General features: G+C 38.1%; 23 protein-coding genes, 5 tRNA genes and 7 pseudogenes. 13 read left to right on the top strand and 22 right to left on the bottom strand.

The window, feature by feature from the left end; translation table 11 throughout:
* Nucleotides 1-40: 40 nt before the first annotated feature.
* Entirely contained in the window at nucleotides 41-2,326 is a 2,286-nt protein-coding gene (locus FGD67_RS00170) for a peptidase U32 family protein (protein ID WP_257173116.1), read from the top strand.
* A 176-nt stretch (nucleotides 2,327-2,502) separates the two neighbouring features.
* Here FGD67_RS00170 and FGD67_RS00165 read toward each other — a convergent pair whose 3' ends face one another.
* Nucleotides 2,503-2,967 carry a hypothetical protein gene (locus FGD67_RS00165; protein ID WP_257173115.1) on the bottom strand — a complete coding sequence of 155 codons (465 nt, stop codon included), beginning with the start codon at nucleotides 2,965-2,967 and terminating at the stop codon, nucleotides 2,503-2,505.
* Nucleotides 2,968-3,880: 913 nt separating this feature from the next.
* Between FGD67_RS00165 and FGD67_RS00160 the strand changes: the two genes are divergently transcribed.
* From FGD67_RS00160 to FGD67_RS00125, 8 genes and pseudogenes are all read left to right on the top strand, one after another.
* Nucleotides 3,881-4,756, top strand: a complete 876-nt coding sequence (locus FGD67_RS00160; RefSeq protein ID WP_257173114.1) for a hypothetical protein — start codon at nucleotides 3,881-3,883, stop codon at nucleotides 4,754-4,756.
* A gap of 194 nt (nucleotides 4,757-4,950) precedes the next feature.
* Nucleotides 4,951-6,009: a hypothetical protein gene (locus FGD67_RS00155; protein WP_257173113.1), complete on the top strand. Its 1,059-nt coding sequence runs from the start codon at nucleotides 4,951-4,953 to the stop codon at nucleotides 6,007-6,009.
* Nucleotides 6,010-6,081: 72 nt separating this feature from the next.
* Nucleotides 6,082-6,874, top strand: a pseudogene (gene lgt, locus FGD67_RS00150) (prolipoprotein diacylglyceryl transferase).
* An 86-nt stretch (nucleotides 6,875-6,960) separates the two neighbouring features.
* Nucleotides 6,961-7,758 carry a ribonuclease H family protein gene (locus FGD67_RS00145; RefSeq protein WP_257173112.1) on the top strand — a complete coding sequence of 266 codons (798 nt, stop codon included), beginning with the start codon at nucleotides 6,961-6,963 and terminating at the stop codon, nucleotides 7,756-7,758.
* Nucleotides 7,759-8,050: 292 nt separating this feature from the next.
* On the top strand, nucleotides 8,051-9,409 hold the full coding sequence (gene yegD / locus FGD67_RS00140; RefSeq protein WP_257173096.1) for a molecular chaperone: 1,359 nt from the start codon (nucleotides 8,051-8,053) through the stop codon (nucleotides 9,407-9,409).
* Between the two features lie 418 nt (nucleotides 9,410-9,827).
* Entirely contained in the window at nucleotides 9,828-10,166 is a 339-nt protein-coding gene (locus tag FGD67_RS00135; RefSeq protein ID WP_257173095.1) for an SDR family oxidoreductase, read from the top strand.
* 86 nt (nucleotides 10,167-10,252) lie between these two features.
* A pseudogene (locus FGD67_RS00130) lies at nucleotides 10,253-11,571 on the top strand (IS4 family transposase).
* 264 nt (nucleotides 11,572-11,835) lie between these two features.
* Nucleotides 11,836-11,985, top strand: coding sequence for a hypothetical protein (locus tag FGD67_RS00125; RefSeq protein ID WP_257175203.1), 150 nt, complete (start codon nucleotides 11,836-11,838; stop codon nucleotides 11,983-11,985).
* A gap of 21 nt (nucleotides 11,986-12,006) precedes the next feature.
* Here FGD67_RS00125 and FGD67_RS00120 read toward each other — a convergent pair.
* The 19 genes and pseudogenes from FGD67_RS00120 to FGD67_RS00030 form a co-directional block, all read right to left on the bottom strand.
* Nucleotides 12,007-12,642, bottom strand: a pseudogene (locus FGD67_RS00120) (HupE/UreJ family protein); the annotation flags it as partial.
* 63 nt (nucleotides 12,643-12,705) lie between these two features.
* Nucleotides 12,706-12,945, bottom strand: a complete 240-nt coding sequence (locus FGD67_RS00115; protein ID WP_257173110.1) for an efflux RND transporter permease subunit — start codon at nucleotides 12,943-12,945, stop codon at nucleotides 12,706-12,708.
* A gap of 5 nt (nucleotides 12,946-12,950) precedes the next feature.
* Nucleotides 12,951-13,970, bottom strand: coding sequence for an efflux RND transporter permease subunit (locus FGD67_RS00110; RefSeq protein ID WP_257173108.1), 1,020 nt, complete (start codon nucleotides 13,968-13,970; stop codon nucleotides 12,951-12,953).
* Nucleotides 13,891-14,841: pseudogene (locus FGD67_RS00105) on the bottom strand (efflux RND transporter permease subunit). The gene FGD67_RS00110 and the pseudogene FGD67_RS00105 overlap by 80 nt, the downstream one beginning before the upstream one ends.
* A gap of 41 nt (nucleotides 14,842-14,882) precedes the next feature.
* Nucleotides 14,883-15,005: a hypothetical protein gene (locus tag FGD67_RS00100; protein WP_257173107.1), complete on the bottom strand. Its 123-nt coding sequence runs from the start codon at nucleotides 15,003-15,005 to the stop codon at nucleotides 14,883-14,885.
* An 11-nt stretch (nucleotides 15,006-15,016) separates the two neighbouring features.
* Nucleotides 15,017-15,130 carry a hypothetical protein gene (locus FGD67_RS00095; RefSeq protein ID WP_257175187.1) on the bottom strand — a complete coding sequence of 38 codons (114 nt, stop codon included), beginning with the start codon at nucleotides 15,128-15,130 and terminating at the stop codon, nucleotides 15,017-15,019.
* Between the two features lie 122 nt (nucleotides 15,131-15,252).
* Entirely contained in the window at nucleotides 15,253-15,438 is a 186-nt protein-coding gene (locus FGD67_RS00090; RefSeq protein WP_257173106.1) for a hypothetical protein, read from the bottom strand.
* On the bottom strand, nucleotides 15,398-15,679 hold the full coding sequence (locus tag FGD67_RS00085) for an efflux RND transporter permease subunit (protein ID WP_257173105.1): 282 nt from the start codon (nucleotides 15,677-15,679) through the stop codon (nucleotides 15,398-15,400). Before FGD67_RS00085 ends, FGD67_RS00090 begins: the two co-directional genes overlap by 41 nt.
* Before the next feature lie 227 nt (nucleotides 15,680-15,906).
* Nucleotides 15,907-17,156 (bottom strand): annotated as a pseudogene (locus FGD67_RS21865) (efflux RND transporter periplasmic adaptor subunit).
* A 36-nt stretch (nucleotides 17,157-17,192) separates the two neighbouring features.
* Nucleotides 17,193-17,444 (bottom strand): TolC family protein, encoded by a 252-nt coding sequence (locus FGD67_RS00075; protein WP_257173104.1) that lies wholly within the window; start codon nucleotides 17,442-17,444, stop codon nucleotides 17,193-17,195.
* A 57-nt stretch (nucleotides 17,445-17,501) separates the two neighbouring features.
* The gene (locus FGD67_RS00070) at nucleotides 17,502-17,672 is read right to left on the bottom strand and encodes a hypothetical protein (protein ID WP_257173103.1); all 171 of its coding nucleotides are present in this window, start codon (nucleotides 17,670-17,672) and stop codon (nucleotides 17,502-17,504) included.
* A 158-nt stretch (nucleotides 17,673-17,830) separates the two neighbouring features.
* Complete coding sequence (locus tag FGD67_RS00065) at nucleotides 17,831-18,067, bottom strand: hypothetical protein (RefSeq protein ID WP_257173102.1); 237 nt, start codon at nucleotides 18,065-18,067, stop codon at nucleotides 17,831-17,833.
* A gap of 803 nt (nucleotides 18,068-18,870) precedes the next feature.
* On the bottom strand, nucleotides 18,871-19,134 hold the full coding sequence (locus FGD67_RS00060) for a M48 family metalloprotease (protein WP_257173101.1): 264 nt from the start codon (nucleotides 19,132-19,134) through the stop codon (nucleotides 18,871-18,873).
* A gap of 434 nt (nucleotides 19,135-19,568) precedes the next feature.
* Nucleotides 19,569-19,959 (bottom strand): annotated as a pseudogene (locus FGD67_RS00055) (BlaI/MecI/CopY family transcriptional regulator).
* Nucleotides 19,960-20,301: 342 nt separating this feature from the next.
* Nucleotides 20,302-20,377, bottom strand: a tRNA-Glu gene (locus FGD67_RS00050).
* A 92-nt stretch (nucleotides 20,378-20,469) separates the two neighbouring features.
* Nucleotides 20,470-20,545: transfer RNA gene (locus tag FGD67_RS00045), tRNA-Glu, on the bottom strand.
* Nucleotides 20,546-20,684: 139 nt separating this feature from the next.
* Nucleotides 20,685-20,760 (bottom strand) — tRNA-Glu (locus FGD67_RS00040).
* A gap of 141 nt (nucleotides 20,761-20,901) precedes the next feature.
* Nucleotides 20,902-20,978: transfer RNA gene (locus FGD67_RS00035), tRNA-Glu, on the bottom strand.
* Between the two features lie 120 nt (nucleotides 20,979-21,098).
* Nucleotides 21,099-21,174: transfer RNA gene (locus FGD67_RS00030), tRNA-Ala, on the bottom strand.
* A 444-nt stretch (nucleotides 21,175-21,618) separates the two neighbouring features.
* Here FGD67_RS00030 and FGD67_RS00025 point away from each other — a divergent pair.
* From FGD67_RS00025 to FGD67_RS00015, 3 genes are all read left to right on the top strand, one after another.
* Nucleotides 21,619-21,741, top strand: coding sequence for a hypothetical protein (locus tag FGD67_RS00025; protein ID WP_257175186.1), 123 nt, complete (start codon nucleotides 21,619-21,621; stop codon nucleotides 21,739-21,741).
* Between the two features lie 229 nt (nucleotides 21,742-21,970).
* Nucleotides 21,971-22,105, top strand: a complete 135-nt coding sequence (locus FGD67_RS00020; protein ID WP_257173100.1) for a hypothetical protein — start codon at nucleotides 21,971-21,973, stop codon at nucleotides 22,103-22,105.
* A gap of 4 nt (nucleotides 22,106-22,109) precedes the next feature.
* Complete coding sequence (locus tag FGD67_RS00015) at nucleotides 22,110-22,196, top strand: 2-phospho-L-lactate transferase CofD family protein (RefSeq protein ID WP_306556804.1); 87 nt, start codon at nucleotides 22,110-22,112, stop codon at nucleotides 22,194-22,196.
* A gap of 489 nt (nucleotides 22,197-22,685) precedes the next feature.
* Here FGD67_RS00015 and dcd read toward each other — a convergent pair.
* Nucleotides 22,686-23,272: pseudogene (gene dcd, locus FGD67_RS00010) on the bottom strand (dCTP deaminase).
* Between the two features lie 425 nt (nucleotides 23,273-23,697).
* Here dcd and FGD67_RS00005 point away from each other — a divergent pair.
* Nucleotides 23,698-23,880 carry a hypothetical protein gene (locus tag FGD67_RS00005; RefSeq protein ID WP_257173099.1) on the top strand — a complete coding sequence of 61 codons (183 nt, stop codon included), beginning with the start codon at nucleotides 23,698-23,700 and terminating at the stop codon, nucleotides 23,878-23,880.
* Nucleotides 23,881-24,068: 188 nt separating this feature from the next.
* On the opposite strand, the gene FGD67_RS21860 is transcribed toward FGD67_RS00005, so the two are convergent.
* Complete coding sequence (locus FGD67_RS21860) at nucleotides 24,069-24,179, bottom strand: hypothetical protein (RefSeq protein ID WP_373567893.1); 111 nt, start codon at nucleotides 24,177-24,179, stop codon at nucleotides 24,069-24,071.
* Nucleotides 24,180-24,681 lie beyond the last annotated feature (502 nt).

Genomic DNA, 24,681 nt, shown 5'->3' with positions numbered 1-24,681 from the left:
CCCTGCTCTGAAATTTAGCGAACAAAAATAAGTTGTAAAAATGGATTATAAAATAGAATTATTAGCACCTGGCGGCGATGTCGATGCAATTAAAGCAGCCATTATCGCTGGAGCCGACGCGGTTTATTGCGGTTTAGACACCTTAAATGCTCGTAATCGCGCTGCTAATATTTCTTTTGAACAACTTATTGGTATTATCCGTTTAGCACATCAATACGACTGCCAAATATTTTTAACCTTAAATGTTATTATTTTAGAGCGTGAATTTAAGTCGATTGCCAAACTATTAAGTAAACTGGTTAACACCACGTTAGACGGCGTTATCGTGCAAGATATCGGCATGTTTAACATTATTACCAAGCATTTCCCGAGCTTAGATATTCATGCTTCAACCCAGTTAACCACCCATAATGTTGGTCAAATTCCATTTTTGAAAAAATTAGGCGCTTCGCGGGTTAATTTATCTCGTGAATTAAATTTACGCGAAATTACCGCGATAAATAAAGTTTGTCTTGAGCATGATGTATTAACTGAAGTTTTTGTTCACGGTTCACTTTGTGTTGCCTTTTCTGGTTTATGTTATTCAACCTCAGCCAGCGTTGGTAATTCAGGTAATCGCGGCCGTTGTAGCCAAGCCTGTCGTGAAGAATATGAAACCACACCATCAGGGCATAATTTTCCACTTAATATTAAAGACAACTCCGCCTTTTTCGACTTACCGGCATTAATCGACGCAGGTGTGCATTCATTTAAAATTGAAGGCCGTATAAAAGGTGCAAACTATGTACATACGGTGGTTGATAGCTTTCGTAAACAAATTGATGGTTTCCTCAATACTGGTGAATTAACTGAAGATGGCGAACGCTTATATAAAGTATTTAATCGCGACTTTTCAAACGCCTTTTTACGCGGCGATTTAAATCAATCGATGTTTATCGATAACCCACGTGATAACTCAAAAGCTCATGCGGTTAGCAAGTTTAAAGCTGATGATAGCCAAGCGATTTCAGTGGTACAAATTCAAGATGTTGAGCAAAACCTACAAGCGGATAAAAATACTATTGAGGCTGAAGTCGTTGAGAAAATTAAACACTTAAGCATTGAAAAGGTACCACTAACCTTAAGCTTCGCAGGCGAACTTGCTCAACCATTAACCGTAACCGTGACTAAAAACATAAACACCGTAGGCTTTTCTGTTGAACAAACTACCTTTACCGTGCAGTCAACCAGCTTAATGCGAGCTAGTGATAATGCCTGTATTGATCGGACGACGATCGAAAAGCGCTTTAAAAGCTTTAATAATGCCGAGTTTTTACTTACCGAATTAAATTGCGATAATTTAAATACAGGCTTAAGTATGCCATTTAAAGAGCTAACGACGCTTAAAAATGAAATTGCTAACAAACTCAATAATTCAGTCACTGTTTTACCAGAAGTGACGTTACCGCCTTTGGTTAATCACCCTAAAGCTGACAGCGCGCCTAAGCTATCGATATTAATTTGTGATGAAGCCGATGTTGAATTAGCCAATATTTCTGATGCTGATATTTACTTTAAGCTACCTGATGCTTATAAACGAGGCTGTACAAAATATATTGCTTTTTTACAAGCTAACCCGCGTTTAATTCCGTGGTTTCCTGCCGTGCTTATTGGTAAAGATTATGACGTAGCGGTTAACATTTTAGCACAAGTTAAACCTACATTAATTGTTACTAACAATACCGGCATTGCTTGTCGCGCTAATGAATTAGGTATTAAGTGGATTGCGGGACCATTTTTAAACACCACCAATTCATATGCCTTAATGGCAATGAAAGAAGGCTTTGACTGTAGCGGCGCCTTTATTTCTAACGAGATAAATGCCATGCAGATGAAGAATATTGCTCGTCCAGAAAACTTTAAATTGTTCTACAGCATTTACCACCCTATTTTGTTGATGACTAGCCGCCAGTGTTTCTTCCAGCAAAGTGTTGGTTGTGAAAAACCCCGTATCGATAATGGCTGTATGCTGTCATGCGATAAGTCGACCAGCATCACCAACCTTAAAGGTGTCTCATTTGCTATCGATAAACAAAAAGCCGGTTACCCAAGCATTTATAACCAAGACCAGTTTTTAAATATGGAAATTATTGACGACTTATCACACTTGTTTGACGGTTTTATGATTGATTTAACTAACATTGGCGCAGGTGATAAAGCGTCACCAGATAAAGCTTTGTTGATCAGCCACTTTGAAGCGTTACTTCGTAATAAACTGGCAGATAAACAAACATTAAATCATTTAGTGCCTGAGTCTACTAATATTCAATATCATAATGGTTTGTAACCATTCGGCTTAGTAGCATAACAATTGAGAAATCAAAATAGCGATACTGACAACACTGCCAGTTAACCATTTATACGATGAGAATATCACGCCAATGAAAAAGCTTATTCATTTTGAATAAGCTTTTTAGTTTTATCCGGTGCAATTACGCTGTAGTAAAGAATTGCTTATATCAGCTAACAAACACTGAAAGTTAAACAGTCTGATTGACACTGGCAAATACTCATCGGCATATCATTCTCAATTACTTGTAAAGTTTTCTTATTTAACTGCAGAGTATAATCTCCCGGCATTAAGTTATAGACCGAGCTTAAATCTAACATAGTCGCCACATTGCCATGAGCCCTGATCAACTGATAATCTACGGATGATGGTTTATCACGTTTAACAATGGGCCCTTGATAGGGAATTATTTGCCGGTATTGATCTTGGATAATGAAAAGATCGAAGTAAAACCCTTCTAAGGGTGTACACCAGGTTAATACAGATAAGTCTTTATTACTTTGGTTTAATAAAATAAAATTAATAAAAACACCATCGATTATCCGCTGCTCTGCGGCTACATGCAGTTTACAACTGATGGCTCGTTGCTCTATTTCAAAAACATCTGTTTGGGACTCTTTTGACAATCCTACCGCCATAATTCACTCCTTTTTACTATAACTCATATCAATCCGACTCTATAAACCATGCCAACACTAAAGAGTTGCATTTTCAGTTATCTCTTATCCATTGCTCTAAACTACAATGTTCAAGTCAATGGGCAAATTCCATTTACCTTTTAAGTAAAGCATCAATTGCAAAAACAGCACAATTAATACCAATTCTGCTAAGTTTCTTCCCTCTCAGTGAAGTTTAAAAGCTTTAGAAGCACAGGTTCACAGTTCCAGACTGAAGCTAAGTGCAGGCAAGGCATTGATTAAAGATAATGGTTATTCTCGACAACTGCTCCTGCGTTGTTCTAATGCTGCGTTGTTCTAATGACTGACATCCTTGAGAGAGCCTTATCGACATCAATAACGCGGCCTGTAAGGCATTTAAAATCAACCTTGCAGAGCTTACCAGCGGTTCGATAACCGCCGAGAATTTCCTTCCTATAGAATATGTTCTCAAAACGCTGGTAAGCGCTGAGTGGGAATAAACTTAATAGGCTTGTATAGTTAAAGCGCTTTAAGTAATTATTCCTCAAACTCACGAGTAAAAATATAATGACCAGTCACTTAAATTAGCCTTATAGCGGTAATTAAATTCAACTTAGTCTTCTTAATTTAACTGATATTAACTTCACCATAACAAATGAATTTTCTCGGTAAAATGCATCGGCAATAAAGCAACTAAAAATCTATTTTTATTGCTAGTGAATTTACGTCAATTTTTAATACATTTACGACAATATATTCAAAATAACCCCTTGTATGATGAGATTTCAAAAACATTGAAAAATATTTATATTCTTTTGTTTTTTATATGGATTTTTTTAAAGTTTTATTGCTAAATAGTTTATATCAAGGTTTTTAAAAGACACTTTTTTTGACATTTAATTCTGAGCTATAAATGAATGCTTCTCGCTATGCCATCATCATGCTTTTTCTATTGTTATTTTTTACTTTGTCGCTTCAAGCACAAACTGAACAGGCCTTAATAAGAAAAAAATTCACCACCAAAATAACTTATTCAGGTACCGAACGGAAAAGTTACGCTATAGAGCTGTTACAACATGTTTTAAGTTATGATCAAAACAACGATTATAACTTAGCTGCTTTTGGTAAAAATTTACCGACAATGCGGGCCTTTAATTTACTCGGTAAAGCTATGGGTATTGATGTGACTATCGCCGGTGCCACTATTAAACGAGAGCAATTAGCCCTAGCCATTCACTTTCCAATTTTGCAAGGTTTATATGGTTGGCGTATAGCACTTATTCATGATGATAATAAAAATATTTTTTCTAATATCAAAAGTTTAGAGGAGTTTAAACAATTAAGGGCTTTGCAATTTCATACGTGGTCCGATAGTAAAATCTTGCGCTTAAATAATATAAAATTAATTAAAGGTAGTGATCTCGAAGGTTTATATCTGATGTTAGATAAAAAGCGAGCTGACTACTTTCCTCGTTCCGTATTAGAAGTAGATCATGACTTGGCTCAACACCAACATTTGGCCATAGTAAAAGAACAGAACACTTTAATTTGGTATCCAAAAGCGGTGTATTTTTATGTTGGTAAAAATCAAATAACCTTAGCAAAAAGTATTCGCCAAGGTCTTGAACTGGCACTTATTGATGGTAGCTTAGAAAAACTATTTATGCGTTACTATGGCGATATAGTAACAAAGTTGAAAAATGAGCAAAGACGGGTATTCAAATTAACCAACCCTCTACTTTCTCCGCTTACGCCATTAGAGCGCTCTGAACTTTGGCTAGACTTATAGCTGACGCTATGACAGCCTTACCGAATACAGCTGCCAAACATTAAATGTCCCTTTAAACTCTCTATTCGCAGTCGGTACTAGATTCATTTTCACTTACAAGTTTCAACTTCAAGCCCAAACATAATTACTTTATACTCAATATAATGCAACATAAATACAAATATCTTCACGACTAAAATACTAGAGGATCACTTGTGAGAAAGTCTGTTAAATACCGCCTGCTATTTTTGTTTATCGCAATCACCACTTATTATCTGGGGTTTACCTTTATCCCAGAAACTACGACTTCAATACTCAGACTCTATCCGGTAATTTTAGCAAGTGTCATTTACTTTGCCGTGCTGCCGATACTTTATTGGTTTATGATCATCAAAGCTAGCAAACAAAAAGCTTGGAAGCTATTGATTATTTTTAGCCTTTCTAGTGCTATTGCCCGTTACAGCTACCCGGAAGATATTGCCCAATATTTCGATTTTATACTCTGGTTACGCTATCCTATTATGGCTATCTTACTGATCATCGAACTTTATTTAATCGTTATTATCGTTAAAGGCCTATGGCAAGCTCGTAATTTATCTGGCGATCCTCGTATTGGGGCTATTGAAAAATACGATGACGATAAAAAACAAGGTTTAGCCTTAACTTTTGCGACAGAGCCAGCGAGTTGGTACTACGCGATTCCTCGATTATCTAAACGTCATACCGAGTCATTAGATAAGATTATACTATGGTCAGGTAAAGCATGGCATTTCTTAGTGGTGAGTCTTTTATTAATAACAGTTGCTTTGACAAGTTACCAGCTATTGATTGATTGGAGCGAAACGGCTGCAATTATAGTGGCAACCTTCATTTTATATAGCTTTATTCTACTAACAGCAAACTACCGTTTATCACGTCATTATTCGATGTATATTCAAGATGAAAAACTCATCATCAATAACAGTATTTTTAATTTTATGGTGATACCACTTTCGGCGATTAAGTCGGTTTCGATAAATTCAAACCATCATAACGAAACAGAAAAATCAGCAGGCAAGAAACATGAAAGTGCGGTGATAACTAATGAACAGTTAAAAGTAGGTAGAGGTAAACAGCACAACATTAAAATCATATTTAAACAGCCAATAAAATATTGGGGCATGATGGGCTCTTTGGTTGAATCATTCGAACAAGTTTTAATCAATGTAGAACAACCAGCAACAGTCATTAACGCTTTAGCACAAATTAATTCACCACAGCAACAAGTAGCTTGATAGAATGTTGGCAATTTATTGGCAAGCTAAGCTTAGCCAAATTTCAATATTCGCAATATAAAGGGTGATGCTGTGCAACATTTAGTTTGGGATCTCGATCCGGTATTTTTTTCTATTGGGCCACTAACTGTCCATTGGTACGGCGTATTATTCGCTACGGCTATTTTATCTGGCTTACAAGTGATGAAGTGGATTTTTCAAACTGAAAAACAAGATTTAGCCGCGTTAGATAACTTACTCGTTTACATTGTTATTGGTGTTATTGTTGGCGCACGTTTAGGCCATTGTTTCTTTTATGATCCTGGTTATTATTTTGCTAATCCAATGAAAATATTTGCCATTTGGGAAGGTGGACTGGCTAGTCATGGTGGGGGTTTAGGTGCAATAATTGCCGCTGGTATTTACAGCAGAAAGCATCAAATGAACTTTATCTGGTTGCTCGATAGGCTTGCTATATGTACCGCTTTATTTGGCTTTTTTGTACGTAGCGCAAATTTTGTTAATTCTGAAATATTAGGCACGCCAAGCAATGTGCCTTGGGCTGTTATTTTTTCACGTATAGATAACGTTGCTCGTCACCCTTCGCAACTATATGAAGCGATTGCTTATTTAACGATCTTTTTTGTTTTGATGATTTTTTATAAACGCAAAAAAGCGCAAACGCCACAAGGGTCTATTTTTAGGCGTTTTCTTAATTTTAATCTTCACTGCCCGTTTTCTTATTGAAATGTTAAAAGAAAAACAAGCTGCCTATGCTGCCGACATTACGCTAACAGCAGGACAAATGTTAAGTATTCCGTTTTTTATCGCCGGTATTGCCTTAGTTATCTGGTCAGTGAAGCACAATAAAAAAATACAAAAATAAAATAACCTTAACGGTTAACGCCGCTCCTCAAGCGTTTAAAATGCTGGGGCGGTAAAATATAATTAATAAGATGTGGTTATAAATTCATGGCTAAAAAGTTTTACGTGGTATGGAAAGGTGCAAAAACCGGTGTTTTTGAACAGTGGAATGATGTTAAAAGTCATACCCAAGGACGAGCTGATGCTCAATATATGGGATTTGAATCAAAAGCAGAGGCGGAACTTGCTTTTCAATCAACCTACACTAAAGCATTAACTAAACGTTCGATAAGTAAAAATGGCGGTGCTAAACCTTCAGCTTCTGCCGCCTATGTTAGATCTGATAATGCTGGAGCCGGAAGTGCTTCATCACCAGCAAAACAAATTGCTGACTTTAATATCTATTGCGACGGGGCCTGTTCACCTAATCCTGGAAAGTCAGGTACCGGTATGGCGGTATATCAACAACAGCAACTCATTGAGCTATGGTATGGCTTATACGAGCCTATGGGCACCAACAATACTGCCGAGCTTAATGGCATGCTTGCGGCGTTTAAGTACGCGCAAGCACATGTCAAACAAGGTAAAACCGTTCAGGTACTGTCTGACTCTAAGTATTCAATTGACTGCATTACCAAATGGGCAAAAGGCTGGCAAGCAAAAGGCTGGACGCGTGGTAAAGGTGAAGAAATTAAAAACCTTGATGTCATCAAGCAATGCTTTACGCTCTACCAAGCACTAAAAGAAAATTTGATTATTAGCCACGTAAAAGGTCACGCCAATATCGAAGGTAATGAACTCTCAGATAGAATGGCAGTGTTGGCTCGCATGAAGCGTACCGAAGGCTTTGTTCAGTATCAAGAAACTCTCGACATTAAAACCATATTAGCAATGGCCTCAGGCTAAAGTTTGACTTATCTGCAATAAAAGGCAGTTTGAACGCTGCCTTTTTATTACAAAGGTAATCAGCTAAAATAATTTACAACTAAAGCACTATTTTTAGTGTCATCTGCTTTAAAAGTAATGATATTGGCAAAGATAAAAATCAACATAATAATCATGATAAAAATTTTATTTTGTTCTATTGTGCTGAAATTATCTTCAACACGCACAGCAATTAATCATATAAACTAAAAGCCCTTGCCTAGCACTGAATATCTCAGTATTCTACGCGGCCTTTTTCTCTTTGGATCTCAACATGATCGGATTTGACTATGGCACATCAAACTGTGCTGTCGGCGTTATGGAAAATAATAAGCCAAAACTATTATCTTTAGGTGATCATGGCCGATATATTTCGTCAACCTTATATGCACCAAGTCGTGATGTTATTGTCAATTGGCTGCACAAAAACTTGACGTTAGCAGAGCAAAAAAACTTTCAACAGCAACGTCAAAGACAGTTACAAAAAGGCCAAAACACTTTACGAGAACTGACCTTAGATGGTTACCCCACAGAACTCTCTTTTGGTCAACAAGCCTTAAATAATTACTTACAAGAGCCTGATGAAGGTTACTACATTAAATCGCCAAAGTCGTTTCTTGGTGCTAGTGGCTTATTACCACAACAAGTTGAATTATTTGAAGACATTGTCGCTGCAATGATGAGCAATGTGAAAACACTTACCGAAGCAACGCTCGGAAGAAGTGTTGAGCAAACGGTTATTGGTCGCCCGATTAACTTTCAAGGCTTACGTGGCGAAGAGAGTAATCAACAAGCATTGAAAATATTAACCAATGCAGCAAAACGCGTTGGTTTTAAAGATGTAGAGTTTCAATTTGAACCGGTTGCTGCCGGCTTTGAATATGAAGCAAGTTTACGTAAAGAAACCAAAGTACTGGTAGTGGATATTGGCGGTGGAACGAGCGATTGTTCAATGCTACTGATGGGGCCAAAACAAGCGATTCTATCTGATAGAAGCAAAGACCTACTAAGTCATAGTGGCGAACGTGTTGGCGGTAATGATTTTGATATTGCTTTTGCCCTTAAAGGTATTATGCCAAGCTTTGGTTTAGATAGCTTATTAAAAACCGGTAAGCCTATGCCAAGCAACAGCTACTGGCAAGCGATGGCCATTAATAATATTAATCATCAAACTGAATTTTACAGTGCTGCTAATGGCCGATTTTTAGCGCAACTTATTCGTGATGCAGAGCAACCTGAGTTGTTAACACGCCTATTAACCGTGCAGCAACAAAAGTTAAGTTACCGCGTCGTCAATGCTGCTGAGCAAAGTAAAATCGCCATAACCGAGCAAACACAACAGCAAGTTGATCTTTCTGATATCGATGCCGAGCTCAGTGTTATGCTCGACAGAGATGGCTTTGCCAAGGCATGTCAGCGTGAGCTTAATTCAATTGCTAGCTTAATGACGGATGCGATCACGCAGGCTAATTGTCAACCTGATGTGGTATTTGTTACCGGTGGTACGGCTAAATCCCCGGTATTAAATCAATTTCTTCAACAGCAGTTTAACCACGTACCTATTGTTATTGGTGATCATTTCGGAAGTGTTACTGCGGGTTTAACCCGTTGGGCAAATACTATCTACACATAGTAACAGTCGCTCGGTTTAAAACATTCACGTAGTAACAAGTCAAATAAGAGCTCGCTAACTCATAAGCAGTTAACGAGCTTTTTAATAACGCTATGATTGAATTTTAGTGCGATCAGGCCTAATAATACGGATACTGGATCTACTAATACCAATTTTACTAAGTTTCTTCTCACTCAGTGAAATCTAAAAGGTTTAGCGGCACAGGTTCATAATTCCAGACTGAAGCTAAGTACCGACATCCATGTAGGCAAGGCATTGGTTGAAGATAATGGTTATTCTCGACAACTGCTCCTGCGTTGTTCTAATGACTCACATCGCTGTGAGAACCTTATCGAAATCAATAACACGGCTTGTAAGCCTTTTTAAAATCCCCCCTTAGGGAACAAACTTAATAAACTTGGTATAATTAAGGAGAAAAGTGATTAACAAAACGACGAGTGCTAACGCGATAGAAAAAGCTAAGGTTGCTTTAATTGTTGGTGCCAGTGGCTTAATTGGCCAACACTTGTTAACGCAACTATTGGCGAGTTCAAGCTATAGTAAAGTTATTGCCTTAGTACGTAAACCACTGACTTTTACGCATCCTAAGCTGATACAATGGCAGGTAGATTTTCAGCAACTAGCAACTGAATTGGCAGCTCAGGAAACTGGTCAATCTAGCGTTAGAGCAACCTTTGCTGGCAATGGCTTCCCCGCTATTGATGATATATTTTGTACCCTGGGTAGCACAATAAAAAAAGCCGGCTCTAAAGCCTAATGCCGATCAGTTAAGATAACGATCGGTTGACCGATCCAAAAGATCATGCAAAATCCGTAGTTAGGTAACTAACTACGGATTTTTTTGTGAATATTGAACAAGCACTACAGACGACACTTGAAGAAAGTAACCGATACCATACCTTCGAAAAACTATCAGAAATCCTTTCTCCTGAAATCATTGAACAAGGCTTTGAAAAGGCTGGCATTGCTACGGTTCGCAAACGTAGGCTACCACTGGAAGCGGTTTTATGGTCAGTGATTGGTATGGCTTTATTTAGAAAAGAGTCTGTTTGGAATATCGCCACTAAGTTAGACATCATGTTACCTGGCAAGAGTCAGCTTGTTGCTCCCAGTGCTATGGTTCAAGCCAGACAACGCTTAGGCGATGATTCGGTTAAACAAGTCTTCAATAAATCTGCACAAGCAATGTATAAACAACACGAATTTGAAACATGGAATGGTTTGAACCTATTGGCTGTGGACGGTGTGGTCTGGCGAACACCTGACACCCCAGATAATCGTAAAGCATTTTCTTCTGGCAGCAACCAATATGGTGACACAGCCTTTCCACAAATCCGTATGGTCTGCCATATGGAGCTTACCAGTCATCAACTACTCAGTAGTGAGTTTGATAATTACAAAACGAATGAAATGAAGCTAGCTGAGCGTTTGATTGAACGCACACCTGATAACTCTCTTACTATGTTTGATAAAGGATATTATTCACTTGGGATGCTTAATCGTTGGCACCAAACGGGGAGTGATCGACATTGGTTGATCCCAGCAAGACCGGACTTACAGTATGAAATTATCACATCGGTTGGTAAAAATGACCATATCATTGCATTGAAAACAACAAAGCATGCACAAAAGAATTTTCCAGATGTACCTGAAATCATTAACGCCAGATTAATCAGTAAAACAATAAAGGGTAAAAGCTATCGCATATTAACGTCAATGACAGATAGATTGCGGTTTCCTGGCAACGAAATTGTTGAGTTATACTGCCATCGATGGGAGATAGAACTCGGGTTTAGGGAAATAAAACAAACGATGCTTAATAGTGCATACCATTTGAGAAGTAAGCGTCCTGATATGGTTCGCCAAGAGCTATGGGGCGTATTACTCGCCTATAATTTAATACGAAGAATTATGACGATGGCGGCGAAAGAAACAGGTATATGGCCAATCAGCTGAGTTTCTCGAGTAGTTCGATGGCAGTGGTTCAGTATTTTCGTCAATATCAATAATGAGCCCCGGTAATATTCCTATGCATTGGGATCATTTACTTAAAACCCCTGCTCTTATTCAAACTTCCGACGAGGCGGGAAGATAGAAAATATCCCCGCTGGGTGAAACCCAAACCATCTAAATACCCTCATAAAAAGAAAAATGCCAGTTAGCTTAACTGACTGGCATTAGGATCTAAAGCCGAAGTGGATTATCATTATCCTTTTAATGATTGCCGAACACTTTTATCGCCAACATTCTTCATTATTTGCCATTGTTACTGCCATGGCTGCAAACCAGTCATCTCGCCTGTTCTATAATCAAGTTAAAGGTAGAGTTGAGACAAGTTTACGCGCTATTGGTTATCAACATTTAGGCATATTTCGCCCATCCATGTTATCGGGGCAACGGCAAAGACATCGCCTCAGGTGAGCAAGTTGGTGCAATTTTTAATGCATGCTTTAGCCTTTTATCATTCCAAAGAAGTATCAAGTTATTCAAAGCAAGAAAAAGTGGCAAATGCGATGTTAGCCTATGCCAAAAATCCTCAAATGGGCGTTGGCGTTAAAATAGGTAAAGTTGAATAGAAAAATTTCATCAATTGAATTTAATGAAATAGCCGTAAGTTGTAAACCGACCAACATAAACCCAGCGCTCATTAACAAACAATTGGTATTTTTCGCAAAGCGACAAAACTGCTGTGCGTACGCCAAAAATTGATAATTTCAATAATATAAAAGCTAAGGCGGTAAATTTCTTAATTCAACCCCAACATTAAAAGGCGATTAAGTTGGTAATTAAAAACCGTCATCTGAATTTGGAAACTCTTGCAGCTTAGTTGCTAATCCGAGCGAAAACCATGAAAAAGGCCAAAAATTAATACGGCTAATTTAGCATTAGGTGATTTGCCAAAAAGCCGATTAAACCCTCCTAAGTTATCAAAGCCTTTATAGACAACAAACAGACCGATAATGGCATCAATTAAGTAAGCGTTAACTTGAATATCGCTAATCACACCGAATAGTAAGGTTATGCTGTGCCCAAGCGTAAACATGCTGACATATAACAAAAACATCTCTGCTTCTATATAAAAAAAGAACAACACACCGACAAGGAATAATAAATGGTCGTACCCTGTCACCATGTGCTTAGCACCGATGTATAAAAATGGAATTATCTGCACACCCGTATTTTTGTTGTAAAAATGCACGTGTACTATCGTCTACACCATGAGCAAATGCTTCCTATTGGTAGCCATAGCGCCATAAGAGCGATAAGGCTTAATAAGTCACTATCGCTGATAATTGTTAAACATTCACTGTTTCCTTTGTGTCAGCGGTTGAAAAAGTTGTCCCTTTAGGAAAGGTTTCTTTGTGGCTGTGTAATAAACGGTATAAAGCAGGTAGTACAAATAGGGTTAATAAAGTAGATGAAATTACTCCACCAATGACAACTGTTGCTAGCGGACGTTGGACTTCAGAGCCAATGCCAGTATTAAGTGCCATAGGTACAAAACCTAGTGAGGCAACAAGTGCAGTAGTTAGCACAAGGCCTAAATCTTGTCAAAGCCCCCTTCAATAGCGGCGATATCTGGTGCAACACCTTCACGTCGCAGTTCTCTGATAAATGACACCATAACTAATCCATTTAAAATGGCGATGCCAGATAGGGCAATAAAGCCAACAGCTGCTGATATTGAAAACGGAATATCGCGCAGTAACAAGGCAAAAATACCACCGGTTAATGCCAAGGGAACACCTGTAAATATAATCATCGAATCTTTAAAAGAGCCGAGTGCTAAGAATAATAAACCGATGATCATCACAAGAGTAATAGGCACTACAACGGATAATCTTTGCGATGCAGATTGCAGTTTTTGATAGGTACCACCGTATTCAATCCAGTAACCCGCAGGTACATCAACAGAGTTTTCAATAGCGGCCTGAATATCTTGAACAAAAGAGCCTAAGTCTCTTCCTCTGACATTAGCCGTAACCACGACTCGTCGTTTACCATTTTCTCTATTGACTTGGTTAGCTCCTTCGACCAGCTCTAGAGTGGCAACTTCTTGTAATGGTACATACTTATCGCCGATGAGCTGTACAGGTAAATAAGCCAAAGCATCGACATCTGTTCTTAGGTGTTCAGGAAGACGAACAACAATATCGGATCTTCTATCACCTTGATAAAACTTACCTGCAATGGTGCCACCTAATGCTGTTGCAAGTTGATCTTGTAGCTCTTTTATACTAATGCCATATTTTGCTAATTGCTCATGATTTGGATTAATAGTCATCATGGGTAGACCAGTAGTTCGTTCAACTTGTACATCAGCTATCCCTTCTACATTAGCAATAGCATTGTTTATATTTTTTCCTAATTCAGTTAAGGTTTCAAAGTCATCACCAAAAACCTTAATGGCAAGTTCAGCACGTACACCTGCAAGTAACTCATTAAATCGCATTTGGATAGGTTGAAGAAACTCATAGCGATTACCAGGAATAGGTTCTACTACTGCGGCTAACTCTTCGACAAACTGTGCTTTTAGTCTTGTTAGGATCAGGCCACTCACTACGTGGTTTTAATATAATGAAATTATCAGCAACACTTGGTGGAACCGCATCAGTAGCAACATCTGCGGTACCAATTTTCGCAAATACTCGCTCCACCTCTGGCATTTGAGTTATTTTTTCTTCTAATACTTTTTGTAGCTCAACTGCTTGAGTTAACGAGGTGCCAGGAATGCGTAATGCATGCATAGCTATATCGCCTTCATCCAAATTTGGCACGAACTCACTGCCCAGTTTATTGACTGAAAAACCAGCTATTCCAACAAGAGCAATTGCAAGCAACGACAACAAACCAACGTACTTTGAGCGCAAAAGTCAACGAAGGTCGGTATAGCGCAAGTGAAGATTTAATGATGATATTTTCTTTTTTTCTTTAACAGGGCCTTTGAACAAAATAGCAATAGCAGCAGGTACAAAAGTTATCGATAATAACATAGCGCAACATAAAGCAATAACGACTGTTATTGCCATCGGATGGAACATTTTTCCTTCAACACCTGTTAGTGCAAATATTGGCAAATACACTGCCGTTATAATGAATACACCAAATAAAGCAGGACGAATGACCTCTTTCGTGGCATCAAAGACCAATGATAAACGTTCATTTAGCTCTATAGTGCGTCCATTTGAAGAAGCAGTACTTAGCCTTCTCATGCAGTTTTCAACGATAATAATGGCACCGTCTACGAGTAAGCCAAAATCTAATGCACCTAAGCTCATTAAGTTTGCACTAACTTTTGTTTGTACCATGCCAGTAATAGTCATTAACATGGCAAAAGGAATAACCGCAGCCGTAAGTAATGCAGCTCGCATATTACCTAATAAAAGGAACAGCACGACAATAACTAATAATGCGCCTTCTAAAAGATTCATTTTTACCGTATCTAAGGTTTTTTCAACTAACTCAGGTACGATCATAAAACAGCTGTGACAGTGATGCCTGAAGGTAAGCTGTTTTTTATTTCTTCGAGTCTTACGCCAACGGCTTTAGCAACCTTTTGGCTATTCTCTCCAATGAGCATAAAGACCGTACTCATCACCCACCTCTCTACCGTTTTTGTGTTGCTGCCCCTGTTCTTAACTCTTTTCCTTCTTGTACCTTGGCAACATCAGATAGTCGGATAACGCTACCGTTAGCTGTTTTAACCGGGATTGTCGCCAGATCATTTAACGTTTTTGCTTGTCCTGGTATACGAAGTAGCCATTGAGCGCCATTTTTTTTCTATAAAGCCTGCGCCTTTATTGTCATTGTTATTTTCAATTGCTTGAATAACATCTTGCTGACTAACACCAAAAAGCCAGTAATTTTTTAGGATCGAATGCAATAAGGATTTCACGTTTAAAACCACCAATAGGGTTCACTTCAACCACGCCTTGCACTTGCATTAACTGAGGTCCGGGAATTATCCAATCATGTACGGTTCTTAAGTCAGTAGCTGTAATTGGCTCTCCTTTTATCATTAACTGCATTAGGCTCTGTATCAACAGTGAACATGAATATCTCCCCCAACCCAGTAGCTATTGGACCAAGCTCAGGCTCTAAACCACTAGGTAAATCAGATTTAGCTGAAAGTAATCGTTCGTTGACAAGTTGCCTTGCAAAATAGACATCCGTTTCATCACTAAAAATTGCAGTAACTTGTGATAATCCATAACGCGATATTGATCTCGCACTCACTAAGTTAGGAATGCCAGCTAATGCAGTTTCCAAAGGGTAAGTTACCCGTTGCTTCAACTTCAAGAGGTGTATAACCGGGTGCTTCAGTGTTAATCATTACCTGTACGTTAGTAGAATATCAGGCACTGCAATCAATAGGAAGTTTGGTGAAATTCCAAATACCTAATCCTGCTAGCGCTAACACTGCTAACATGATGATTGTGCTTTTTTGAATTGAAAATCTAAGTAAATATTCGAGCATAATTAAACCTTAGTAACCCTTAATGATCGTGGGAAGCGCCAGATTTTTCAATATCGGCTTTGAGGATGTAACTATTTTCTGATACGTATTCCTGTGCCTAAAAGAAATACCACTTAATACTTCAATTTCTTCACCCACCGCTCGACCTAACTCAAGCATTCTCACTTCATATTCATCACCAACTTTGGCATAAACAACCGTAAAATCACGGAAGCTTTGTAACCCACTGCGCTTAACTGCCATAGCGACATCGTACGAACTAATTTCAATTGCTGCACTGACAAATGAGCCTTCTGAAAATAAAGAATCATGATTATTAACGACTACACCGAAACAGCTTAGCCTGATCTTTTTTCTGACTTTAAGAATGCGACTATCAATTTTGCTGACTTGTTTTTCTTCAACCCCATTTATAGTTAATGTGGTTTTTGCGCCAATACTTACTGTAGACAAGTCCTTAGGGAAAACAGCTAGCTCAGCAATTAATGTTTTATCATTGGTAATTTGCAATAACGAGCGGCCTTTAGATTGTTCTCCTTGAGGTCACGTTAACGTTAGTCACTATGCCACTATTAGCCGCATGTATTTTATATGACTGAAGGCTTTCATTTGCTTTCTATGGTTAGAAGTAACTGACCTTTTTTGATAGGATCACCCAGTTTTACATATACTTTTTCAACTAAGGCCATCAAAGCGAAAAGCATATACATTGCTTGTCGCATCAGCGGGTAGAGTTAACTTGCCATAGACTTCAACAGTTTCATGAAATGTTGACGAACCAACAAAATCAGTAGCAATTTCCATGGCCTTAGCTACGTCATCAGTAATTTTTGTACGGCCTTCAAAATTGTCATATTGCCAGTTAAATGTTTTACCTTGGTATTTGGCTGACAGAGAAACCATAAAAGAATGAGGTTCATAGATGACCATGTCACCACTGAAGATATTCGCCTTCTTGATAAAAGTTAATATCATCAATACCATCACCTAATCGAGTAAGCTTTACATTAAGATCTACCTTTGAAGGATCAACAGCTTTACCACCGTCAGTTGCCCAAACGCGAAACTCTGGCGGTACGCCCGTTTCGAAAATAGATAATTCAATAGCAAAAATTACCATCACGTAACATCCGGCCTCCTATTTGGCCCTTTTTCAGGCTCTGCCTCTGTAACTTTTGGCTCTGATACTGCATAGCTTGGGAAGCTTGTACTTAAACCTACGAAACAGAGTGTGCTCATTAAGGTGATTATTTGAAATATTGTTCTCATGATTATTTCTCGTTACTTTTATTGTTTAAGGAAGCACTAGCGGCTTGATTTATAGCGATAATAAGAGGAGCCAGTTAAGCGCTCAATTTCGATGTTATTTAACTGAGCATTTTGATAAGCCGTTATCAAGTCAGACTGTGCATTAAGCAATGCTTGCTGAGTGTTCATCCAGTCGGTGTAACTATACATCCCAATGTTGTAAGCTTTTTCTGCTTCGTTAAATGCTTGCTCTAAAATAGGAATGATATTGTTGGTAACTGCGTAAATGACATGGTGACTGTGCTTCAACTGCTCAATAAGTATATATAACTCGACTATTAAGCTTGTGAACTAAAAGCAACGGACTCAGTTTAATTTATTTTGTGAAGCGGTTAACGCTTTTATTTTCCCTTGATTCTGATTTGTTTCACCAAAGGGGATAGATATCCCAGCTACCAAACCAAAATCATCGGTTGTTTCATATCTACGTAAACCTGCTGAAAAATTGCCATAATGGTTTGGTTTCACTTCGGGCAAGCTCTATTTCCGATTGAGCAAATGCGCTGCTTAGTGGCAAAAAAGACTGACAGAAGGTACTTGTTTAAGTTTATTAAATAGAGCATTAAAAATCAGTACTATTACTTAATGGTAAAGACAACAACGAACCAAATACGTCAATACTTTTATGTTGTTGATCATGTGGCATTACTGCTGTTTTTTTGCATCCACTGCGCAAATAGTTGGTATTTACTGGCATCGACTTCGTGTGTTAAATCTTCAACCACTAACTCACGTTTAGCTACCTCAGCACTAGCTTTAAGCTTATCGACTATCGACGATTTACCTGCTTTAACTCGCTTGTCGATAGCAGCTAATGATTTATTTGCTTGCGATAAGCTAAATTTTGCTAAGGTCAACCTTTCTTTATTCACCAATACCTGAATAAAATACCGAGCTGTTTGAAGCTGCTAAATCTAAAGCTTTCACCCTCTTGTTCTATAGCGACAGTAGAGCCATAATTTTTAGCTGTTTGTACTTTTTGCTGCACCAACTCTCCATCTAATAACCAAGATATAGAAAGTGTTGATTGCGTACTTTTAAAACCGCTATGCTCTCCCGTACCTAATGCATCTTCAATAGAAAAACCTACTTGTGGTCTTGATTTAATTCCTGCCTGTTGAGCATAGCCAAGAATACATTTTGCGTTTGAATAGCAAAAGATTTGAGTTCAGGATGCAGGTTTAATCGTTTGCGTAATAGCCTTTCTCAAATCAACAGCACTTAAAGTAGCATCTTGGGCAAAATGTCATCGTTGATATAAAGGACACCAGCACTAACAATAGACTTTGACTAGTTACTACAAAAACCGATTGCCGGTCGGTTTTTTTTGTAGATGCGTGTATTAAAAAATAAAGCTTCATTATTGGTACCTTAGAGTAAAATTTTAATTTAGTGTTTTTAATGAGTGAACAAAGTTTCAATAGCGTGATGCAGGCTATCTACAGACGTTGTTGAAACTAGAACTAAAGCAGTATGACGATCGGGAAACACCTCCTTTAGGAAATGGTTTAAACTTTTTATCATTGAGTAAATGTAGCACTCGCTGTTCAATAGAATGACGGCAAAAATGAACAAATAATTCACTTTTTATATTGTGGATGAATGGAATAATTTGCAGCCAACTTAGTAAACTTTATTAGGGTTGGTAGCAACATTCTGTGACTGCTGTTGGTTTTTAACAAAGAAAGAATCGGCATCTTGCTCCATAGATAGTGACATCATGGATATTAATAAACTCTTTGACATTATTCGTAAAATAAGCAGATAAAAATGAAAACAACCATTTCTTCAATGGATCATAATTACGTACGTGAGCAATTTCATGCTGAATAATTATTTCTAATTCAGCAGCGCTTGTTTTTTTCAATAAGGCCCGTAGAAATAAAGCATGATGGATTAAGTAACCCACCAGTGAATGCTGTTGGTATTGGTGATTCAATGATAGTTACTTGTTTGCTCTTTCTTATCCCAAATGCACGTAACACGCTGATTTGGTGGTGATTATGATAAAGAACAACCATTTTTTTTGTAAAGACATATAAACTAAAAGCAACGAAAAACAAGCAAACTAAAGCTATGCCAACTAAGGAAATAAAAAATATCAGGGTGGTGCCAATGAGCTAAATCAGTTAGCCAAGAAAGTGCCGAAACATCCTGAAATAATGGGCTAAGAATCAGTGCCGCACTAAAAGCAATAAACCAAGGGGTAAGTACAAACAGCCACAACAATGATTTACGTGTAGATACTGCATAATCCGCTAATTTTCCTTTTTATGGACCAAAAATACAGTGGAGGAAAATAAATGCTCGCGACTACAAAGGCTAGTATTCCTATAGTCGATAAGTTATATGTTAATGCCCATTGGTCATAAATCATTTTTCAGAATTCTTCTGTAATTTTTGACGTTGTTGTTCAATCATTAATTCTAACTTATTCAATTGCTGCTCATCTAAATCAGATGAAATTGAAGAAAAAGCGGCAATAACACTATTTTCATCTTCAACAATAAAATCATTCGTTACGTCTTTAATTAACTGGCCTATTAGTTCATGACGTTTAACTTTAGGAAAATACTGAAAAGGCATGCCCATTCTTAACTCTGCTGAGTAGATCCTTTTTAAATAAACGATCTAAAGTGCTTTGTATAGTATTTAAAGAGCCACCTCTGTTTTTTTCAAAATGACTATGCACCTGCTTAGCATCAGCAGGCTGGTGTTTCCATAAATATTCTAAAACTTGTTTTTCTAATTCACCGAGTAACATAAATTTCAATCACCATTTTTAAGTAAAGTGCTGATAATGCCACACAAAAAACCGACCATCAATCGGTTTTTAATTGAGATACCTAAAATTTTTATTTTAAATTGCTTTTAAATATTGTGATTACTTGTTCCACTTCATCTTGGCGTTGTTCTGGTAAAATATCTTCAGCGCCTAAATGCCCCCCACTTTGGGGGAGGAAGCGTCTTATACCAAACGGATAAAATATAGGGTCTAATACATTATTATTTTGATAAAATTTAGCATAAAAAAACCGACATAAGTCGGTTTTTTTATTTCACTTTTTAAGCACTGCTTATTTGACTAAAAAAGTAAAATAATTAGTGGCATCCCTAAGGGGATTCGAACCCCTGTTACCGCCGTGAAAGGGCGGTGTCCTAGGCCTCTAGACGATAGGGACACTAAAACAAAATGATAATAGTTAAATTAACTATCTCATGTTTTGTATCTGATTGTTAAACATTAAAAACATTTATCAATCTAAGTTAATGGTGGCATCCCTAAGGGGATTCGAACCCCTGTTACCGCCGTGAAAGGGCGGTGTCCTAGGCCTCTAGACGATAGGGACACATTAATACCAAATGAAAAATACTTAATTATAAATTTATCGTAAAAAAGCTCTAGCCTAGTGAACTTTATGATAATTTCATATATTTCATAGTATGCGTCAAAAACACTTACCATTAACTTGTCTAACTAAAAATGAGTGGCATCCCTAAGGGGATTTGAACCCCTGTTACCGCCGTGAAAGGGCGGTGTCCTAGGCCTCTAGACGATAGGGACACATTATAAACTCGAAACACTTAGTATAATAAAACCGTATAAAGCTCTAGCCTAGTGAACTTATGGTTTAGATATATATTTCTTGTTTGTGTCAAAAACACGAACTCATTTTTTTACTTCCGTAGAAGTCTTCCGAAGAAGTGGCATCCCTAAGGGGATTCGAACCCCCTGTTACCGCCGTGAAAGGGCGGTGTCCTAGGCCTCTAGACGATAGGGACACTAAAACGATAAAACAAAGTATCTAACTTTATTTTTATAATTCGATAACTCAAGAGTTATCCAATTACAATTATCTTTTTATCTATCTTTTAATAATGTTAACACTATTAAATAAATATTGGTGGAGCTATGCGGATCGAACCGCAGACCTCTTTCGCTGCCAGCGAAGCGCTCTCCCAGCTGAGCTATAGCCCCACTTAGAAACCAAAATAAATGGCCTAATACTTATCTTAATCCTCTTTCTAAAAAGTAATCTAGTTACTCGTTGAAAGCGAGGAAAAGCATTCTCAAGCAAGCTTAACGAAGAACCTGTCAACCCTTATTTTTGATAATTGGCTATTTTTTTAAAAGATCTCACTTTAACTGGATTACTTGTTAGAACAAGTTGTCTAAATTTCGACTTATCAACTGTTTAGATCATAAAAAAGTTGGATATTGAGCAAATATAAATCTAATGCCAATACCAAACAGAACTTAATTTAAAAACATCATTGAATCGCTACTTTATCTAAGCTTTATTCAATTCTAAAACTCTCCCCTACGGCTTTATTTGGCATCAGTATAATTAGCGTTATGGTTAAAATTCAATTTGAAAAAATAATTGTATTATATGCAGCCTAAAAAAATAATGTTGTTGCCATTGGTGGTGGGCACGGTCACAGGACGTGTACTTTCTACTCTCCCCTTTTAGGAAACCAGCTTACCGGCATTGTCACTACTACAGATAACGGTGGCTCCGCTGGTCGTTTAAGAAATTTTTAGTAGCTCTATCGCTTGGGGTGACTTACGTATTTGTTTAACTCAATTGGTTGATGAAAAGTCGGTTGGCAACCAATTATTCGATTTTCGTTTCGATGGTAATAATTGAGCTTGGTGGTCATAATCTTGGTCAACTTAATTTTATATGGCTTAGGTGAAATACACTCCCGCCCGCTTGATTCTATAAAATTGGTTGGGCAGCCCATTAAGAGTGAAAACACCGGTACTGCCAATGTCTGAAACACCTACTGATCTGATGGCTTTTTATCAAGAAGGACGTTGTCGAGTCGGTGAGTTATCAGTTGATAAAATGTCGATGATGCCAAAAAGCTTAATGCTAGCGCCATTAGTTAAAAGCATTACCTAGCAGTATCGATGCCATTTTAAATGCTGATTGCGTTATTTTAGGTCCGGGTAGCTTTTTAACCAGTGTGATTCCTCTTTTGCTTGATACGTGACATTAGTAAAGCCTTGAAACAAACAATTGCGCATAGAGTCTTTATTGATAATATTACGGCTGAAAATAGCCCTGCTGCTGCATCTGTCGTTAAAGAATCAAAAACTTGCTTGGATTGAAGAAAACATCGGTTGCTTGCCGATTGATAGTGCGATATGCCACGATAGCAATGTCACCTCAAAAGCGTATCAGTGTTTGTCATCATGAGTTAAGCAGTGATACCGTCAGTCATTATCACAGTCAGTGATAAATTTAATTTCTACCTTAAATATCTGTATTTCAAAAGCCAATAATAGCCTCGATGACCCGCCCTTCCAACGGTGGTTGCCTTTCAACTAAGTTAACTTAGATTGCAAGGTTGAACAAGCGATAACGCCTGTTTCGAGACTTACATTCTGCATTAAAAAACACAATTTATAAACCACAAAGCCAACATGATTATTGTTGGCTTTGCCGGTATTAGTGGGTCACTAAGTTGTTGCTTAAAAAATTATTTATGATCTTCATCTTGACTGATACGGCTAACAACCTTGCCCCCACATCGACCTTTGCCACTTAGCATTATCACGCTTGTTGTATGGTCTTACCGCGCCATTGACCACTTAGTTTCAAGAGTTAAAAGCGCCGCGATAGTCATTTTAGGTCTTAATGCTAATGTTAATTTACCGCTATTACATAGACTCTAAAACAATTTGTCCTGACCAGCCTGGATCAATTCAATGGGCAGTGGCATTGCACCATTAGTCCCTAAAACGGGTTAATGATGAGCGACCATCTAACCATTAGACAATATTATCTGGCAAGGTTACAGACTCATTGGTTGCAGCTAAAGCTAATTCACCAGGAGTGAAGAAAAACGCTTCGCCATCAGGAATATAAGTTTCATCACTCATTACAAGGTTCATGGCTTTTTGCATTTCTTCTTTCGAGACACTTAAATCAATGTAAGGCGCGGTATGATCTTCCACAGAAATACTCTAGGCTAAATTCATTACCTAGACGGATATCAACACTGACCCCTGAAATTTTGCTAACACTATCAGGTGTTGGCGAGATTTCAATCTGCCCTTGGCGAATAACTTACTTCTATATCTTTATTACTTTAATCTCGATTGCATTGTTCTTCTTGAAGCTTGAGTTTGTTATATCAAACAGGCTTGCTTTGAGTAACCGTTTAACATTTATCTCGATGAACATTCAAATCGATTGCCGTTCGTCGGTAAATTATTGTAGGGGTCTTATCACTCAACCACAATATTTGCTGTGGTTGGGCTACATATATCTAATTGCAGTATTACAATTGCGCAGCGACTTTGCGCGCTATACATTACCGATACCCCTGGCTGAATTTGTTTACCAGTGCTATTTTCATTTGATATACAACGACCGGTATCCGCATCTTCTCGTATACGGATATCGAGTGGTAATTAGCCAAATAACTGGGCTAGTAGCTTCATGGGCGATGCGCTTACCACTTACCCATCTCCAGAAAAATGGTGTGAATGATGTTTACAGTACTTTTTCACACTGGTGATGGCCTCATGTTTTCAATGACCGCCAGTGCCAATGGGCGTTTTGCTAGTTCAAACATCGCCATGCTTGCACTTGATGAAAAATCGGCTAAAAAGCAATATCTTTGCGGTGTGGTGATCACCGGCCAGCGCCAAGCGGCAGTGCCCTCTTGAGCTAATGTGAGTTGAATATCCTCCCGGTACCTGGGTGCCGTATCGACTGCTAAGATAGTCGGAAGTTCAGATTAATCGGTTTCGTTCAGTAGTTGTTTAAATCGCAAGAGCTCGCTTTAGCGGGACCACGCCATACGGTGGCATTAGCATCATCAACTAAAAAGCCAATTGACATCACGCTTAGGTGGTTAACTTCCAAGTGGTGTGATCAATTTGCCGTCATTAGATGTTGGCTTTGCGCCTTTCAATCCCAACATAGTGGGGATTGACGGGATACCATAGATATCGGCATCTAAAATCCCCGGCTTATGACAATGCCCTCCGCAATTTGACCATCGACTACGTTAACGACAGTTCATTAGATTTCCCGACACCGCCCCTTACCTGCACGATACAGCGAAAAAAATGGCGCACTGCGGTATTTGGTGTTTCATACGCTGGCTGTAATATGATGTTCAACATCCAGGCTGACCGAAGGTTGTTGCGCTAAGCTTCTACGGTTAAATTGTTCCACGCTCGGTATCATGCAACTCGCCATCGCAAGGAAAAGGTAACGATAGCTTAATAATAAGGTTTTTCATAGCCGTTTCGTCGATAGCGGCTAAACGGCTTCTGGCAAGCCTTGGGGAAAAATATCAGAACGATAAGTATCAAGAAAACCTTGGATAGTCACTTGTTGGTTTCAACACTCACTTCATTTTTAGAAAATAGTTTTTAGATAAGAAATTTGATAACATTTTTAAAACGCACTTTTATCCGCTCTTTATGACATAAAGACGATAATTCTTAATGAAAAGTAAT

It is taken from the genome of Colwellia sp. M166 (assembly GCF_024585285.1).
GTDB lineage: Bacteria > Pseudomonadota > Gammaproteobacteria > Enterobacterales > Alteromonadaceae > Cognaticolwellia.
This window is presented reverse-complemented; position numbering and strand designations above follow the sequence as displayed.